Raw genomic sequence first — 17,964 nt, 5'->3', positions numbered from 1 at the left:
ATACTGGTGACCGTGCGTGTGGTCATCATGACGGCGGGTTCGCGGGGGGACGTCGCCCCGTACACGGGGCTGGGGCACGGGCTCGCCGCGGCCGGGCACGAGGTGACGGTCGTGACGCACGAGCGGTTCGCGGGGCTCGTGGCGGACGCCGGGGTGGGCTTCCACGGGCTGCCGGTGGATCCGCGGGCCGAACTGGCGTCGCAGGCGGGGCAGGGGCTGCACGCCGCGCGGAATTCCGCGGCGAAGCTGCGGCGGGTGTTCGCGATGGCGCGCGAGCTGGTCGGGGAGATGGCCGGGGCGCTGCTCGCGGCGGCCGAGGGCGCGCACGTGCTGCTGCTGGGCGGGACGGTCGCGCCGCTCGGGCAGGTGATCGGCGAGGGGCTCGGGGTGCCCACCCTCGGGGCGTATCTGCAACCGCTGGCGCCCACCCGGGAGTTCGCACCGCCGGTGATCGGGACGGGCTCGTGGGGCGGGACGGTGAACCGTGCGGCGGCGCGGGCCGTCAACGCGGGGCTCGACACCGTCTTCCGGGACGCCGCACGGGAGTTGCGGCTGCGGCTGGGGCTGGCGCCGCGCGGCGTGGGCGCGGCCCGGCGGGCGCGGGAGCGCGCGGACTGGCCTGTCTTCCACGGCTTCAGCCGCCATGTGCTGCCCCGCCCCGCCGACTGGCGCGCCGGTCTCACCGTCACCGGCTACTGGTGGCCGCGGGGTGCGCCGGACGCCCGACTGCCGCACGAGGTCGAGGACTTCCTCGCGGCCGGGCCGCCCCCCGTCTACGTCGGGCTCGGCAGCGCCACCGTGCCGGACCCGGCGGGGCTGAGCGCGGCGGTGGTACGGGCGCTGCGCGCGGCCGGGGTGCGCGGGGTGATCCAGCGCGGCTGGAGCGGGCTGGACGCGGGGGAGGCGGCGGGCGGCGACATGCTCACCGTCGGGGAGCTCCCGCACGAGCTGCTCTTCCCGCGTACGGCCGCGGTCGTCCACCACGCGGGCGCGGGCACCACGGCGGCGGCCCTGCGCGCGGGGGTGCCCGCGGTGCCGGTGCCGGTGCAGTTCGACGCGGCCTTCTGGTCCCGCCGCCTCACCGCCCTCGGCGTCGCGCCCGTCCCCGTACCGCTGCGTACGCTCACCGCCGACACCCTCGGCTCGGCCGTCCGCCAGGCCGTGACGGACCCCTCGTACGCCGCGCGGGCCGCCGAACTCGCCCGGCGCGTAGGCGCGGAGGACGCCGTGGCCCCGGTCCGCGCGGCCCTGGCCCGGCTGGCGTAGACGCGTCGTGGCGCCCGCCGGGAACGCGGCGTTCCGGGGTCAGGCCCTGGGCGCCGCTTCCCCCGTGCGGACCGGGAAGGTGGCGTGGCCGCGCAGGACGACGCGGTCGCGGCGGGTCGGCGGGGGGTCGGCCGGGGCGAGGTGCGGGAAGCGGGAGAGCAGGAGGGGGAAGGCGACGGCGGCCTCCAGCCGGGCCAGGCCGTTGCCGATGCAGACGTGCGGGCCGGCGCCGAAGCTCAGCGGGCGGCTGACGGCGCGGGTCGGGTCGAAGCGCTCGGGGTCGGGGTAGCGGGCGGGGTCGCGGTTGGCGGCGCCGATCAGCAGCACGAGCCGGGCGCCGCGCGGCAGCGGCACGCCCGCCAGCTCCTGGCCGTCCGCGTGCACGACGCGGCTGGTGACCTGGACGGGCGACTCGTAGCGCAGCACCTCCTCGACGAAGGGCCCGACCTCGACCCGGCCGGAGCGCAGGTCCGCCGCGACGTCGGGGTGGTCGAACAGCAGCCGCAGACCGTTGCCGAGCAGGTCGGTGGTCGTCTCGAAGCCGGCGACGAGCAGCAGGGTGAGGTTGGCGAGCAGCTCGGCCTCGGACAGCCGCCCGTCACCGGCGTCGCGGGCGGCCAGCAGCGCCCCGACCAGATCCTCCGACTCCCGCGGATGCGCCCGGCGTTCGGCGACCAGCTCGCCGAAGTAGCCCGCGAGCCGGACGGCCGCGGCGTCGGCGGGGAGCAGCACCGCGGGGTCGGCGACGAACTCCAGCGCGATCGTGAGGTCGGCGGCGAGGGTACGGAAGAGGTGCCGGTCGGCCGCGGGCACGCCGAGCATCTCGCAGATGACGGTGAGCGGCAGCGGCGAGGCGAAGGCGGTCATGAAGTCGACCGGCGCGCCGTCCGCGCCCGACTCGGCGAAGGCGTCCAGGAGTTCACCGGTGACGGCGGCGACCATCGGCTCGTAGGCGGCGATGCGGCGCGGGGTGAAGACGGAGTTCATGAGCGCGCGCATACGGGTGTGCTCGGGCGGGTCGTTCTCCAGCACCGAGCGGGCCAGCAGGCCGACCGCGTCGTGCGCGTCGTGGTCCTCGTGGTCCTCGGGCGAGGACTGCGCGCCGGTGACGCCGAAGGCGGGGTTGCGCAGGGCCCGGTTGACGGCGTCGTAGCCGGCGACGAGGAAGAGGCCGTCGCCGACGTCGAGGACCGGGCCCGTCTCCAGCGCCCGGGCGTAGAGCGGGTAGGGATCCTCCAGGCCGCCGGGGGCGAGCATCTCCAGGGCGAGGGTCGCCGGGTCGGGGGTCTGCGCCTGCTGCGGGACGGCGGTCATCGGCGGTCGCTCCTCGACATCCGTACGACATACGGGACATGGGACGAAAGAACCTGCGGGGACGAGTATCCCGGGCGAGAGGTGTATCGCACAACCGTGATGGCGGACACCCACGTACGAGACACACTGTCGTCCTCAATACATTCCGACCCTCTCCGCCCCGCGCCTCGCCCGCAACCCGATGCGGGTCAAGTAAGAGTAAATTTACGAAAGTTGGTCTAGTCCTCTGCGACGCGATGACCCGCGCGAAGCCACCACTCGGCGCCGAATTGGTCCAGTCCAATTTTCGTCCAGCGCATTGCCGTACCCGCTGATCTCGGCTGTCCTGAGGGGGCCGCCCTCGCGCCCCCACATCCCGAGGAGAGCCGTGTCCACCGGACTGCGATTCCCCAGACCCCCACGTTCGCTCAGCGCTCCCCCGCCCCGCCGCCCGCTCGCGCGGCTGCGCCGCCGGCTGGCCGCCCTCGTGGCGACCACCGGGCTGGCCGTCGCCGGGCTCGCCGGCATCTCCGCGCCCGCCGCGCACGCCGCGGGCGCGGTCACCGCGGAGTTCAGCAGCACCGGCAGCGGCTCGTCCTGGACGGGCACGTACACCGTCAAGAACGGCACCTCCGCCGCGATCAGCACCTGGTCGCTGGAGTTCGACCTGCCGGCCGGCGTGAAGATCACCAGTGAGAGCTACGGCACCTCCACCGTCACCGGCCAGCACGTCGTGGCCTCCCCCGCGTACTACAACGCGAAGGTCCCGGCGGGCGGTTCGACGTACCCGTACAGCTACACCTTCACCGCCTCGGGCCCGATGTCGGCGCCGACCGGCTGCCTGATCAACGGCGACAAGTGCGACGGCAGCCCCGCCACGCCGCCGCACGCGCCCACCGGCGTGACCGTCTCCGACGCCACCGCCCACACGGTGACGCTCGGCTGGACCGCGGCCGCGACCGGCGACTTCCCCATCGCCTCCTACGACGTGCTCCAGGGCAGCGCGGTGGTGGCCTCCAGCGGCACCACCAGCGCGACCGTGCAGGGTCTGTCGCCCGCCACGTCGTACCAGTTCACGGTGCGCGCCAAGGACAGCCGCGGCAACGTGGGCGCGGTCAGCGCCCCGGTCACGGCGGCCACCTTCGACCCGTCGACCGACACCGTCCCGCCGACCGCGCCGGGCGGCCTGACGGCGGGCACGGTCACCGACAGCACCGTGGCGCTGTCGTGGGGCGCCGCGACCGACAACAACCGGGTCGCCGCGTACGACGTCTACCGGGACGGCACGCTGGTGGTGTCCACCCCGGCCGCCACCCGCACCGCGACCCTGACCGGCCTCGCGCCCTCCACCGCCTACACCTTCACCGTCCGGGCCCGCGACCTGGCCGACAACGCCTCGCCCGCGAGCAACGCGGTCGCCGTCACCACCAAGGAGGCGGTCGGCAACGGCGGCTACGCCAAGGTCGGTTACTTCGTGCAGTGGGGCATCTACGGGCGCCAGTACTTCGTCAAGAACCTCGACACCTCGGGCGCCGCGGCCAAGCTGGACGTCATCAACTACGCCTTCGGCAACGTCGATCCGACCAACCTGACGTGCCTTCAGGGCGTCACCAAGGGCACCACCGCCGACCCGGAGGACCCGAGCCAGGGCGACGGCGCCGGTGACGCGGAGGCCGACTACGGGCGGGCCTTCCCGGCCTCCCAGTCCGTCAACGGCCAGGCGGACGACGGCTGGGGCGCGCTGCGCGGCAACTTCAACCAGCTCAAGGAGCTCAAGGCGAAGTACCCGCACCTGAAGGTCGTGATGTCGCTCGGCGGCTGGACGTACTCCAAGTACTTCTCGGACGTGGCCGCGACCGACGCCTCCCGCAAGAAGTTCGTGAAGTCCTGCATCGACACCTACATCAAGGGCAATCTGCCGTCGTACGAGGGCGCGGGCGGCGCCGGTGTCGCGGCCGGCATCTTCGACGGCTTCGACATCGACTGGGAGTGGCCCGGCTCGCCCGACGGCCACCCGGGCAACCACTACTCGGCGAACGACAAGGCCAACCTGACCGCGCTGCTCGCCGAATTCCGCACCGAGCTCGACGCGCTCGGCGGCAACCACCTGCTGCTGACCGCCTTCACCCCGGCCGACCCCAACAAGATCGCGCAGGGCTGGGACCTGCCGCAGGTGTCGAAGTCGCTGGACATCGAGAACGTCCAGGGCTACGACTTCCACGGCTCGGGCAGCGACAACTCCTGGGAGCCCAACCGCACCGGCCACCAGGCCAACCTGTACGCCGACCCGACCTCGCCCGTCCCTGACGACTTCAGCGCCGACAAGGCCATCCAGACCTACCTCGACGCCGGGGTCAGCCCGCGCAAGCTCACCCTGGGCCTGCCCTTCTACGGGCGCGGCTGGCAGCAGGTGACCGACGGCGGGGTGCACGGCGTGTGGCAGGCCGCGAACGGCGCGGCGCCGGGGCAGTTCGCGGAGGAGGCCGGCACCCGCGGCTACAGCAACCTCGTCGCGGGAGTGCCGGGGCTGACCGTCTACCACGACGAGCAGGCGGTCGCCACGTACGGCTACACCGGCAGCGGCGGCCAGTGGTGGTCCTTCGACGACGCCTGGTCGATCGGCAAGAAGGCGCAGTACATCACCTCGCACCATCTGCTGGGCGCGATGATCTGGGAGATGTCGGGCGACACGTCCAACGGCTCCCTCCTCGGCGCCCTCACGACCGGCCTGGGCGGCTGACGCCCCGGCCCCGCGGGCCCGGGCGGTCGGCGCCCGGACCCGCAGCGGCCCGTCCGGCGTGATCCGCCGCCGGGCCGCACGGCCGGACGCCTCACCACTGTCCGGCCGCCGGGCGGTACGGCTCTGTGCCGTCCGGCCCGCCGCGCCGCCTTCCCGCGCGCGGCGGAACCGCGAGGCCGGCCGCCGCCGGCCCGCGACGCCCCCTCCCGGACTGTCCCCCGGGAGGGGGCGGCCCCCACACCCCTTCCGGAGGTCCTTGGCATGTCCGTATCCCCCCACGAGGCGAGACCCGCTCCCTCCCCCGCCGCGGCGCGCGCCCGGCGGGCCCGGCGCGGGGCCGCGGCCACCACGGCCGCCGCGCTCGTCGCCGCCGGGCTCGCGCTGGTCACCGTGCCCGGGCACGCCGCGGCCGCCGACCAGCAGCTGCTGGCCAACCCGGGCTTCGAGACCGGCACCCTGAACGGCTGGACGTGCAGCGGCAGTTCGGTCTCCGGCTCACCCGTGCACTCCGGCACGTCCGCGCTGACCGGCGCGGCGAGCGCGTCCGACACCGCGGAGTGCCGGCAGACGGTGGCGGTCCAGCCGGGCACCGCGTACGACCTGAGCGGCTGGGTCCAGGGCTCCTACGTCTACCTCGGCGCGACCGGCACGGGCGTCAACGCCAGCGTGTGGGCGCCGAACGCGACGAGCTGGCAGCAGCTCACGACGCACTTCACCACCGGCGCGAGCACCACCTCGGTGACCGTCTTCACGCACGGCTGGTACGGCCAGGGCTCCTACCACGCCGACGACCTGAGCCTGACGGGCCCCGGCGGCGGCCAGACGACCCCGCCGACCACCTCGCCGACGACGCCGCCGACCACGCCTCCCACCACACCCCCGACGACGCCGCCCACCACTCCCCCGACCTCCCCGGGCGGCCCCACCGGCGACGGGAAGATCACCGTCCCGACGGGCCTGGCGGCGGGCACGGTCACCGGCAACGCGGCGGTGCTGCGCTGGAACGCCTCGACCGACAGCTCGCAGAACGGCGACGTCGCGGCGTACAAGGTCTACGCGAACGGCCAGGTCGTGGCCACCTCGATGGGCACCACGGTGGCCGTCAGCTCGCTGCTGCCCAAGACCACCTACACCTTCGCGGTGCAGGCCTACGACGCCTCCGGGCACGCCTCGGCGACCCTGTCGCAGCCGGTCACGGTGACGACGGGCGCGGCCCCGGCCGCGCACGCGTTCAGCTCGGCGTACTTCGACCAGTGGGGCATCTACGAGAACGCGTACTACCCCAAGCAGATCGGCACGAGCGGCGCGGCGGCCAAACTCGACGTCGTCACCTACGCGTTCGAGAACGTCAACCCGAGCAGCCACACGTGCTTCGAGGCGATCAAGGCGTCCGACGCGGGCAACGAGGACGACCCCAACGCCGGTGACGGCGCGGGCGACGCGTACGCCGACTACCAGGCGGACGTGGCCGCGGGCGACAGCGTCGACGGCGCCGCGGACGTCTACGAGCAGCCGCTCAAGGGCAACTTCAACCAGCTGCGCGCCCTCAAGGCGAAATACCCGAACCTGCGCTTCACCGTGTCGCTCGGCGGCTGGACGTACTCCAAGTATTTCTCGGACGCGGCCGCGACCGACGCCTCCCGCAAGGCGTTCGTGTCCTCCTGCATCGACATGTTCATGAAGGGCAACCTGCCGAAGAACGTGCAGGGCGACCCGTCCGGCGGCCCGGCCTCCGGCGCGGGCATCTTCGACGGCATCGACATCGACTGGGAATACCCGGGCTCGCCCGGCGGCCACACCGGCAACCACTACTCGGCCGCCGACAAGGCCAACTTCACCTTGCTGCTCCAGGAGTTCCGCAACCAGCTGGACACCTACGGCGCGAGCGTCGGCAAGCACTTCCTGCTCACCGCGGCGCTGCCGAGCGGCCAGGACAAGATCCAGTACCTGGAGACGGACAAGATCGGCACCTACCTGGACTACGCCGACGTGATGACCTACGACATGCACGGCTCGTGGGACGCGACCGGCCCGACCAACCACCAGGACCCGCTGCACGACAGCCCCGCCGACCCGACGGCCCCGATCGCCCCGGGCAGTGCGAAGTACAACGTCGACACGGCCCTGACCGCCTACACCGCCGGCCTGCCCGCGTACGGCATCCCCGGCGGCTTCCCGGCCTCGAAGATCGTCCTCGGCATCCCCTTCTACTGGCGCGGCTGGACGGGCGTGCCCGCGGGGAGCGACTACGGCCTCTACCAGAGCGCGACCGGCCCCACCGCGGCCAAGGCGCTCAGCCAGGAGGCGGGCCTGGCCGCCTGGAAGGAGCTCAACCCGGCCGCCTCCCAGCTCCATTGGGATCCGGTGACGGAGAGCGCCTGGATCTACGACGGCACCAACTTCTGGACCGGTGACACCCCGCAGGCGATCCAGGCCCGCGCCGCGTACGCGAAATCCAAGGGCCTCGCGGGCATGTTCGCCTTCTCGCTGGAGAACGACGACCCCTCCGGCACCCTGGTCAACACGATGGCCGACAGCCTGAAGTAGGTTCTCGGCAGCGCCCCTTCGTACGGCCGTCCCCCCGCATTGGCCGCGGGGGGACGGCCTTTCCGTCCGCGGGGACGGGTCAGGGCGCCCAGGGGGAGGCCACGGCCCAGCTCACGTCGTCGGCGAAGGACGTGCTGGAATCCCACGCGTTGGAGCCGCCGTTGGCGGCGACGTAGACGGTGTAGTCGTAGTGGCGGATGTAGTGGTCGGGGTAGTTGACGGACGGGAAGGACAGGCCCTGCCCGTTCATGCCGCTCTGGGCGCAGAAGGTGGCGTCCTGCTTGAACAGGTCGCTGCCGTCGCTCGTGGCCAGTTGCAGCTTGAAGTTCTGGTGCCGCAGGTACTGGCCGGACTTGTTGGCGGACTCGAAGGACACACACGCACTGTTGGCCAGGCCCGCCCGGACGATCCAGGTCGCGTCGCCCTTGTCGGTCGCCGAACTCGACGACGTGACTCCCGCGATGACGACGTTCGCGTCGCTGTCGTCGTGCTTGAGGTAGTCGCCGGTGCAGCACGAGGTGGTGGCGCGCAGCGAGGTCCTGGCGCCGACCGTCAGGCCGCCGGTGCCGCCGGTCGAGCCCGCGGTGTAGCCGACCGAGGTGATGTTGGACTGGACGGCGTTCTCGGTGGCGTCCGAGGGGTAGCCGGACGTCATCACGCCCTCGTAGAAGGTGCCCTGGGCGCCGACGCTGTTGTCACCGCCGATGCCGAGGATGATCGCGCCCTGCTTCTTCATCGGGTTGTAGCCCGACACGTTGGGGCGCACCCCGCTGTAGAAGGTCGACAGGCTGCCGGACTGCGCGTTGCCGCCGCGGATCGCCCACTGGTTGGCGCCGCCCTTGATCAGGGCGGTGGTGAAGCGGTAGTTGACGGTCGGGTCGCCGGAGTTGAGGTGCTGGTTCACGCCGGAGAACAGGCCGTTCTCCAGGTCGGCCATGATCCAGGGGCCGTTGCCGGAGCCGTAGCCCCACACCTTGATGTTGCCGAAGTAGATGGCCTCCATGGTGCCGTTGCCGTCGTCGTGGCTGTCGGTCTCGGCGTTGCCGTAGTCGAAGCAGCAGCCGCCGTTGTAGTGGGTGCCGTCGAGGACCGCGTACATGCCCTCGGGGTTGTCGCCGGTCGCGACGCCGCTGGTGTGGTTGTCGCGGTAGCCGGTGCCGGGGGCGACGAAGACGCCGTACGCCTTGTGGCCGCCGACCGTGACAGGGGCGGCGGTGGCGCTCGCGAGGTTGTCGTAGCCGCCGGAGGCCGGGCCGTTGAAGCCGCCGGGCGGCGCCTGGGTGAGGTTGTTGCCGCGGCCGGACTGGTCGTAGATGACGGTGATCACGCAGGTGGTGCCGGAGCAGAAGGAATCCTGCGCGGCGGCGTTGGCGTAGCCGCCCGCGCTCAGCACGCCGATGTTCTGCGTGGCGTTGTCCGACGCGCGCCGGACCTGGTAGAGCGAGCCGTTGTACGAGCCGTACAGGGCCCGGGTGGTGCTGTGCGCCGCGACGCACGGGGTGCCGCCGGACTGGTAGATGTCGCAGGGCAGCGAGCCCGCCGCCTGCGAGGCCGGCGAGGTGCCGGCCAGCACGCCGGCGACCAGTGCGGCGGTCGCGCCGAAGGCGAGCGCGAGGCTGCGCAGCCGCCGGCGGACCCGGATCTTCGCGAGTACGGACACGAGGTCCTCCTCTGTGTGGGGGGTGGTGGGTGGTGCACGCCGGATGGCCACCGTCCGGCGCGGTCCTCCGGGTGCGTGCGGGCAGCCCGGAGGGCGGTCCGGCGCCGGTGGGCCCGGCGCCGGACCGGCTCTCCGCCGCGGCATGGGGGTCCGCGGCGACGCTCAGCCGCGGCGCGCCACGCTTCTGGCGCGCAGCCGGTCGGCGGTGATCGCCAGACCGAGGACGCAACCGAGCACGATGTTGGTGTAGTTGGAGTTGATCTGAAGCGTCGTCAGCCCGTTGTTGATGAGTTCGAGCAGCACCGTGCCCGCGACGATGCCGACGATCCGGCCCTGCCCGCCGACCAGGCTCACCCCGCCGATCACGGCCGCGGCGATCGCCGACAGCTCCCAGCCGACGCCCACCCCGCTCGCCGACCCGACGCCCATCCGGCCGAGCACCAGGATCCCGGCGAAGGCCGACAGCAGCGAACTGGTCACGTACATCGAGATGATCCGCCGGTCGCCGCGGATACCGGCGAGCCGCGCGGCCTCCGGGTTGCCGCCGACCGCGTAGACCTGCCGCCCGGCGTAGGTGCGTTCCAGGAAGAACCAGGCCACCAGCGCGACGACCACGAAGAGGACGAGCGGCAGCGGCACCTGGGCCACGTACGTCTGCCCGAGGTCGGAGAACAGCCCGCCGATGCCGGTGATGGAGGTGCCCGAGGTGATCGCGAGCGTGACGCCCTGCGCGACGGTGTACGTCACCAGGGTCACCACGAAGGGCGCCATCTTCAGCCGGGTCACGGCCAGGCCGTGGACGAGGCCGACCGCGCCGCAGATCAGCAGTGTCACCAGGATCGCCAGGACCGGCGGCAGGCCCGCCCGCACGTTGAACCAGGACATCAGGATCACGCTGGTGCCCAGCAGCGCGCCCACCGACAGGTCGATCCCGCCGGTGAGGATGACGAGCGACTCGCCGATCGCGATGAGCCCGTACTGCGCCAGGTCGAAGCCCATGCCCTGGAGGTTGACCGCGCCCGCGAAGGTCGACTTGTCCAGCGCCAGGGACACGAAGACCACCACGCAGGCCGCGACCACACCGACCTCGGGCGTCTCCAGCAGGCGGCGGGCGGGCGAGGGGCGTGTTCCCTCGTCCGCCTCGCCCGGGGCCTTGACCGGTACGGAGCTGGTGGTCATGCGCGTGCCTTCCCCTCGGGGACCGGGGCGGGCCGGGTCCCGGCCGCCGCGGTCATGATCACTTCCTTGCCGAACCGGTCGCGGGGCAGGTCGGCGACGATCCGGCCGTGCGCCATCACCACGATGCGGTGGCAGATCCACAGCAGCTCCTCCAGCTCGGAGGAGGCCACGAGCACCGCGAGGCCGTCCTGCGCGGCGGTGTCGATGAGGCTGTAGATCTCCGCCTTGGCGCCGACGTCCACCCCGCGCGTCGGCTCGTCGAGCAGCAGCAGCCGCGGGCCGGCCGCGAGCCAGCGGCCGAACACCGCCTTCTGCTGGTTGCCCCCCGACAGCGAGCCGACGGTCTGCTCCTGGGTGCGCAGCCGCACCCCGAGATCCCGGACGATCCCCGCCGCGTGCTGCTTGTCGGCCCTGGGGCGCAGCACCCCGCGGCGGCTGATCCGGCGCAGCGTCGCAAGCGTGACGTTCCAGCGCACGGAGTGCGCGGGCAGCAGCGCCTGCACCTTGCGGTCCTCCGGCACCAGCCCGATACCCGCCTCGACGGCGTCGGCCGGGTGCCGGGGCCGGAAGTCGGCACCCTCGAAGGCGACCGTGCCTCCGGTACGCGGCTGCGCGCCCATCACCGTGTGCAGCAGCCGGCTGCGGCCCGAGCCCATGAGCCCCGCGACACCGACGATCTCGCCCGCGTGCACGTCGAGATCGACCGGGCCGAGGCCGTCCGCGGTCAGGCCGCGCACGGCGAGCGTCGCCGCGCGCTCCACCGACGGCGGCGGGGCGAGGTCGGCGCGGGCCAGTTCGGTGCCGACCATCTCGCGGATCATCCGCTCCTCGGTGGCCTCCGCCGGGGTCAGGTCCGCGACCAGCTTTCCGCTGCGCAGCACCACGACCCGGTCGGCGACCGCGCGCACCTCGTCGAGGCGGTGCCCGATGAAGAGCACCGCTCCCCCGGCCGCCGCGTGCTGCCGGGCCAGCGCGAGCACGCGCTCGGCCTCGACCGGGCCGAGCGAGGACGTCGGCTCGTCCAGGATCAGCACGACGGGGCGGTGCCCCCACGCCTTGGCGATCTCGATCATCTGCCGCACCGGCACCGGGTAGCGGCCCACCGGCCGGTCGACGTCCACCCCGCCGACCCCGACCTCCGCGAGCAGCGCCCGCGCCTCCGCGCGGATGCCCGCGCGGTCGACGACGAGCGCGCCGAGCGGGCGGGCGGCCGCGCGCTGCGGGCGGCGGCCCAGCAGCAGATTCTCCGCCACGCTCAACTGGCCCACGAGCGGGAACTCCTGGGCGACCATGGCCACGCCCATGTCCCGCGCGTGGTCGGGGCGGCCGGGCTGGAGCGGCCGCCCCGCGATCTCGATCGCGCCGGTCGTCGGGGTGACCGTGCCGGACAGCACGCCCATCAGCGTCGACTTGCCCGCGCCGTTCTCGCCGACGACGGCGACGATCTGGCCGCGCGCGAGGTCGAGCCGCGGGATGTCCAGGACCTTCACCGGGCCGTACGTCTTGCTGACGTCCCGCAGCGAGACGGCGGCGCCGGTCCCGGTGGCGGCCGCGCCGGTCTCCGAGGGGGCCGCCGCCATCAGCCGATGCCGAGTTCGGCGAGCTTGGCCTGGTAGTCGCCGAGGTTGGCCTGCGTGACCAGGCCGACGCCGGAGCTGAGCGTCGTAGCGTCCGACTCCAGGTAGGGCTTGACGAGGGCCAGCGTCGCGTCGACGCCCAGCACCTTGAAGGCCGCGAGCAGGTACGCGCCGGTGTAGCCCTGCTGGTAGGGCTGCTGGAGGACGGTCGCCTGGATGACGCCGGACTTGATGAAATTCAGCGTCTGCGGGTCGCTGTCGTCCGAGATGACCTTGACCTTGCCGGTCTTGCCCGCGGCCTGGACGGCCTGCCCGGCGGACGGGCCGTCGTAGGAGTAGACGCCGTACAGGCCGTTGACGTTCGGGTTGGTCTGGATCGCGGTCTGCGCGTTGGTCAGGGCCTTGGCGGCGTCCATGCTGTCGCTGAGCTTCTGCACGACCTTGATGTCCGTGCCCTTGAGGGCGTCCTCGAAGCCCTGGATGCGCTCGACCGCGTTGGACGCGGTCAGCGAGCCGACCAGGACGACGACCTGGCCCTTCCCGCCGAGCGCCTGCTTCATCGCCTCGCCCGCCTTCTGGCCCGCCGTGTAGTTGGGGGTGCCGAGGTAGAGCGCGGCGCCGTCCTCCTTCGGCAGCGGCGAGTCGATGGCCAGGACCGGGATGCCGGCCTTGTTCGCCGAGCTGATCGGGGCCTTGATCGCGGTGGGGTCGATCGCGGACACGCTCAGGCCGGTGATGCCCTGGCCGCGCAGCGTCTGGATGATGCTGAGCTGCTGGTCCAGCCGGCCGTTCGCGGGAGCCTGGTAGACGCCCTTGACGCCGAGGTCCTTGACGCCCTTGTTGAAGCCGACCTTGCCGGCGTTCCAGTAGTCGACGGCGACGTTCACGACCATCGCCTCGTTCACCTTCGACAGGTCCTTGCCCGCGAGGGCCTGCTTCAGGGCGGCGTCCAGCTTGGCGAGGTTCGCGTCGTTGAAGGTGATGTCGCCCTGGATCGTCACGGCGGGCGCGTCCTTGCCCGTCCCGCCCGCCGCACCGCCGCTGCCGCCCGAGCCCGAGCCGGACGCGGCCGCGCCGCTCTTGCTGCACGCGGCCGCGCCGGCCAGCACCGCCAGCACGACGGCGGCGGCCCCGCAGCGCCGTACGACCGCGCGCCGCCGCCCGCTGCCGCCGCCTGCCGTGTGCGCCGCGCGCGCTGTGTCCGCCGTGTCCGCTGCGCTCGCCGCGCTCGCCGCGTCCGCCCCGTATGCCGTCCGACCTGCCCGACCACACCGCACTGCACCCATGACAACATCCCGTCCGGAAAGGCCTCGCAGCCCGTTTGCTGTTTGTTAGCGCTCACATCTTGATCGTGTCGTACGTGTCGTGCACCGGCCCGACCCGCCCCGTCCCAGGGGTGAGCGCGCCGCGTACTCCCACCGGCGAACCCGGTGTCGCACCGATGGAGGGGCGGTACGCCATGCCCCTCGCATCCCACGGGCACGAAAGCGCCCCACGGGACCCGTCCGCCTCCGCACCTGACGCTGCGTCCGGTGCGCGGGGGGCCCGCCACCCCTCGAATGTTAGCGTTCACTGATTTGGCGTCAAGAGAGCGTGCAGAAAGTTTTCGGGGCTGCATCTGGCGCCGCACCGGGTGCGTGCGGCGGGGCGGCAGGGGTGGTGGTGGACCCCTCCCGCCCCGCTCCGGCGTCCGGACCGCCTCACGCCGCGGCGGACTTGGCGGTACGGCGCACTCCCGCCGCCGCGACCAGTGCACCGGCTGCGGCGACGGCCGCCGCGCCGTTGAAGGCGGCGGAGTAGCCGCCGGTCAGCGCGCCCGCGTCGCCCAGGGACCGGGAGCCGTGCGCCGCCGCGAGCGCTGTCATCGCGGCGAGCCCGACGGCCGAGCCGATCTGGTAGCTGGTGTTGACGATCCCGGCCGCGAGGCCGCCCTCCTCCGGGCGGACCCCCGCCAGCGCGGTGCCCAGCGACGGGATGAAGGCGAGCGCCATGCCGAGCGCGGCCAGCAGCGAGGCGGGCAGCACGTCCACCCGGTAGGTGCCGTCCGCGCGGACGAAGGACAGCCACAGCATGCCCGCGGCGAGGGCGGCCAGCCCGGTGGCGACGAGCGGGCCCGGACCGAAGCGGGCGACCAGGCGCGGCGCGAGCACGATCATCATCACCATGACGGCTCCGGTCATCGGCAGCAGCGCCGCTCCCGAGGCGAACGCGCCCAGCCCCAGGACCTGTTGCAGGTAGAGGTTGAGGAAGAACCACATCGGGATCCAGGCCGCCGCCATGAGCAGCTGGGCGATGTTCGCCCCGGCGAGGCCGGGGCTGCGCCAGACGCCCAGCCGCATCAGCGGCTCGCGGCGCCGCGCCTGGAGGGCGACGAAGCCGCCCACGAGCAGCAGTCCCGCGGCGAGCACCAGCCAGGTGCGGGCGGCGCCCCAGCCGGTCTCGGGCGCACGGACCACCGCGTAGACCGTGGTGGCCAGCCCCGCGGTGACGGTGAGGGCGCCGGCCCAGTCCACCGATCCGCGGCGCAGGGCCGCGGCGGGCATGACGGCGGGGGTGAGGGCGAGGACGAGCGCGGCTATCGGGAGGTTGACGAGGAAGACCCAACTCCAGTCCGCGTACTGGGTGATGACGCCGCCGAGGAAGACGCCCGCGGTGCCGCCGGCCGGCGCCGCCGCGCCGTACAGCGCGAAGGCCTTGCCCAACTCGCCGGGCCGGGAGCCGAAGAGCGTCATGAGCAGCGTCAGCGCGGCGGGCGCGATCAGCGCGGCGCCGGCTCCTTGCAGGGCCCGCCCGCCGAGTTCGGTCCCGGGCTGCCCGGCGAGCCCGGCGACCAGCGAGCCCGCGGCCAGTACGCCCCATCCGGCGGCGAAGACCCTTTTGGCGCCCAGCAGGTCGGCGAGCCGCCCACCGAGCAGCAGCAGGCCGCCGAAGGCGACGACGTAGGCGTTGAAGACCCAACTCAGGTTCTCCGCTGAGAACTTCAGGTCGTCCTGCATCTTCGGCAGCGCAACGCCGATGATCGAGGTGTCCATGATCACCATGAACTGCGCCAGCGCGATGAGCGCGAGCGCCGTCCAGCGCCGCGGGTGGGGCTCCCCCGGCGGGGTCTCGTACGGGGCCTTGCGCGGGGTGCTCTGCCGGGTGTCCATCGCGTACTCCTATACCGGAGGGGGGTATCTTGGAGTCAGCAATATACCCCCCTGGGGTATTGAAAAGGCAAGCGGGTACGCGGGATCGGCGCGTCGCGCGGCACGCGGAGCCCCCGAAGGGGCGCGGGGGGACAGCAGGCGCCTGCCGCCCCGCGCCCCGGAGAGGGCAGGTGTCCGCGGGCGCCGCTACAGGCCCCGCGGGCACACGGGCTCTCCGGGGCGCGGGCGTCCCGCGGGCGCCGCTACAGGCCCCGCGCCAGCCGGAAGTACGCCTGGTTCCAGCGGATTTCCTGGGTGAAGCGGCGCAGCGAGGTGTCGGCGTCGATGAGGAGGAGTTCGGTCGCGAGGATGTCCGCGAGGTCGGCGAGCTCCTCCGGGCCGACCGCGGTGGACAGCACGGTGTGGTGCGGGCCGCCCGCGGTGAGCCAGGCCTCGGTGGAGGTGCGCAGGTCGGGTTCGGGGCGCCAGACGGCGCGGGCGACGGGGAGCGCGGGCAGCGGCTCGACGGGCGGCACGATCTCGATCGCGTTGGCGACCAGCCGGAAGCGGTCGCCCATGTCGGCCAGGCCCACGACGACCGCGGGCCCGGGGGCTGCGTCGAAGACGAGCCGTACGGGGTCCTCGCGGCCGCCGATCCCCAGCGGGTGGATCTCGCAACTCGGCTGCCGCGCCGCGATGCTGGGGCACACCTCCAGCATGTGCGCGCCGAGGATGAGCTGCTGCCCGGGCGCGAGGTGGTAGGTGTAGTCCTCCATGAAGCTCGTGCCGCCGGGGAGGCCCGCGCCCATCGCCTTGACGGTGGCCAGCAGCGTCGCCGTCTTCCAGTCGCCCTCGCCGCCGAAGCCGTAGCCGTCGGCCATGAGCCGCTGCACGGCGAGTCCCGGGAGCTGCCGCAGACCGCCCAGATCCTCGAAGTTGGTGGTGAAGGCGCCGAAGCCGCCGTCGTCGAGGAAGGCGCGCAGGCCGAGTTCGATCCGGGCGGCGTAGCGCAGCGAGGCGTGCCGGCCGCCGCCCGGGGCGAGTTCGGGGGCGAGCCGGTAGCTGTCGGCGTATTCCGCGACCAGCGCGGAGACCGCCGCGTCGCTCGCCGAATCCACCGCTGCGACAAGGTCGTTGACGCCGTAGGTGTTGACCGACACCCCGAAGCGCAGCTGCGCCTCGACCTTGTCGCCCTCGGTGACGGCGACGTCCCGCATGTTGTCGCCGAAGCGCGCGAGCCGCAGGGTGCGCAGGGTCGCGGCGCCGATCGCGGCGCGCATCCACGCGTGGACGCGCGCCCCCACCGCCGGGTCGGTGACGTGTCCCGCGACGGTCTTGCGCGCCACCCCCAGCCGGGCCTGCACATAACCGAACTCGCGGTCGCCGTGGGCGGCCTGGTTGAGGTTCATGAAGTCCATGTCGATGCTGGACCAGGGCAGTTCGACGTTGGCCTGGGTGTGCAGGTGCAGCAGCGGCCTGCGCAGCAGGTCGAGCCCGGCGATCCACATCTTCGCGGGCGAGAAGGTGTGCATCCACGCGATCAGGCCGACGCAGGCGTCGTCGGCGTTGGCCGCGCGGACCGTGCTGACGATGGCCGCGGCGTCGGTGAGGACGGGCTTCCAGACGACGCGGGCGGGCGAGCCCGGGATGGCGGCGAGCTGCGCGGCGATGGCCCGGGACTGCTCGGCGACCTGCGCGAGCGTGCCCGGCCCGTAGAGGCCCTGGCTGCCGGTGAGGAACCAGACCTCACGCGCGGCGGCGGGCGGCGGCGTGGACGGGGCGGTCATGCGGTGACTCCTCGGTCGGCGGGGCGGGTGCCCTCGGGGGCGGGTGCAGGGGTGGCGGGCTGCTGGCCGTAGACGTTCTGGTAGCGGTCGTACAGGCGGTCGACGTCGGCGGCCGGAATGGGCAGCGGGGCGCCGAGCTGGCGCGAGATGTGGACGGTGCGCGCGACGTCCTCGCACATCACGGCCGCCTTGACCGCCGCGCGGGCGTCCTTGCCGACGGTGAAGACGCCGTGGTTCTGCATCAGCACCGCGGGCGAGCGGTGCCCGCGCAGGGTCTCGACGATGCCGCGGCCGATCGAGTCGTCACCGATGAGCGCGAAGGGCCCGACGGGTATCTCGGCGCCGAACTCGTCGGCCATCGCGGTCAGGACGCACGGCACGGGCTCGCCGCGCACCGCCCACGCGCACGCGTACGTGGAGTGGGTGTGGACGACGCCGCCGACCTCCGGCATGTGCCGGTAGACGTACGCGTGCGCCGCGGTGTCCGATGACGGCGCCAACTCGCCCTCGACGACCCGCCCCTGGAGGTCGCACACGACCATGTCGTGCTCGGTGAGCGCGTCGTAGCCGACGCCGCTGGGCTTGATCACGAAGTGGTCGGAGCCGGGGACGCGCGCGGAGACGTTTCCGGCGGTCCAGACGACGAGCTGGTAGCGCACCAGCTCCTGGTGCAGTTCGCTGACCTGGCGGCGCAGCCGGGCGAGCGGCTCGCCGGAGGGGGGCGGAGGGGGGCTGCTGCTCATGGCGGAGTACCTCGTCTCTGAAGTCTCTGGTGTCTGGGCCCTGA

General features: G+C 73.3%; 11 protein-coding genes. 3 read left to right on the top strand and 8 right to left on the bottom strand.

Annotated features, from left to right (window positions below; all coding sequences use genetic code 11):
• Nucleotides 1–27: 27 nt before the first annotated feature.
• Nucleotides 28–1,266, top strand: coding sequence for a glycosyltransferase (locus ACH4SL_RS12880; RefSeq protein ID WP_398445305.1), 1,239 nt, complete (start codon nt 28–30; stop codon nt 1,264–1,266).
• Between the two features lie 39 nt (nt 1,267–1,305).
• Here the strand turns inward: ACH4SL_RS12880 and ACH4SL_RS12875 are convergent, their stop codons facing one another.
• Complete coding sequence (locus tag ACH4SL_RS12875; protein WP_398444453.1) at nt 1,306–2,580, bottom strand: cytochrome P450; 1,275 nt, start codon at nt 2,578–2,580, stop codon at nt 1,306–1,308.
• A gap of 442 nt (nt 2,581–3,022) precedes the next feature.
• Between ACH4SL_RS12875 and ACH4SL_RS12870 the strand changes: the two genes are divergently transcribed.
• Nucleotides 3,023–5,299, top strand: coding sequence for a glycosyl hydrolase family 18 protein (locus ACH4SL_RS12870; protein ID WP_398445303.1), 2,277 nt, complete (start codon nt 3,023–3,025; stop codon nt 5,297–5,299).
• Between the two features lie 261 nt (nt 5,300–5,560).
• Complete coding sequence (locus ACH4SL_RS12865) at nt 5,561–7,846, top strand: glycosyl hydrolase family 18 protein (RefSeq protein WP_398444451.1); 2,286 nt, start codon at nt 5,561–5,563, stop codon at nt 7,844–7,846.
• A gap of 79 nt (nt 7,847–7,925) precedes the next feature.
• Here ACH4SL_RS12865 and ACH4SL_RS12860 read toward each other — a convergent pair whose 3' ends face one another.
• From ACH4SL_RS12860 to ACH4SL_RS12830, 7 genes are all read right to left on the bottom strand, one after another.
• The gene (locus tag ACH4SL_RS12860) at nt 7,926–9,506 is read right to left on the bottom strand and encodes an alpha-L-arabinofuranosidase B (RefSeq protein ID WP_398444449.1); all 1,581 of its coding nucleotides are present in this window, start codon (nt 9,504–9,506) and stop codon (nt 7,926–7,928) included.
• Nucleotides 9,507–9,668: 162 nt separating this feature from the next.
• Nucleotides 9,669–10,685 (bottom strand): ABC transporter permease, encoded by a 1,017-nt coding sequence (locus ACH4SL_RS12855; RefSeq protein WP_398444447.1) that lies wholly within the window; start codon nt 10,683–10,685, stop codon nt 9,669–9,671.
• Complete coding sequence (locus ACH4SL_RS12850; RefSeq protein ID WP_398444445.1) at nt 10,682–12,265, bottom strand: sugar ABC transporter ATP-binding protein; 1,584 nt, start codon at nt 12,263–12,265, stop codon at nt 10,682–10,684. Before ACH4SL_RS12850 ends, ACH4SL_RS12855 begins: the two co-directional genes overlap by 4 nt.
• Nucleotides 12,265–13,548 (bottom strand): substrate-binding domain-containing protein, encoded by a 1,284-nt coding sequence (locus ACH4SL_RS12845; RefSeq protein ID WP_398444443.1) that lies wholly within the window; start codon nt 13,546–13,548, stop codon nt 12,265–12,267. Before ACH4SL_RS12845 ends, ACH4SL_RS12850 begins: the two co-directional genes overlap by 1 nt.
• A gap of 414 nt (nt 13,549–13,962) precedes the next feature.
• Entirely contained in the window at nt 13,963–15,411 is a 1,449-nt protein-coding gene (locus ACH4SL_RS12840; RefSeq protein WP_398444441.1) for an MFS transporter, read from the bottom strand.
• 242 nt (nt 15,412–15,653) lie between these two features.
• On the bottom strand, nt 15,654–17,177 hold the full coding sequence (araA, locus tag ACH4SL_RS12835; RefSeq protein ID WP_398444439.1) for an L-arabinose isomerase: 1,524 nt from the start codon (nt 17,175–17,177) through the stop codon (nt 15,654–15,656).
• On the bottom strand, nt 17,174–17,920 hold the full coding sequence (locus ACH4SL_RS12830; RefSeq protein WP_398444437.1) for an L-ribulose-5-phosphate 4-epimerase: 747 nt from the start codon (nt 17,918–17,920) through the stop codon (nt 17,174–17,176). Before ACH4SL_RS12830 ends, araA begins: the two co-directional genes overlap by 4 nt.
• Between the last annotated feature and the right edge of the window lie 44 nt (nt 17,921–17,964).

Origin of the sequence: Streptomyces sp. NPDC021020 (assembly GCF_044333285.1) — a bacterium.
Taxonomy (GTDB): Bacteria; Actinomycetota; Actinomycetes; order Streptomycetales; family Streptomycetaceae; genus Actinacidiphila.
Note: the sequence above shows the minus strand (reverse complement) of the source record. Positions and strands in the feature narration are given on the sequence as shown.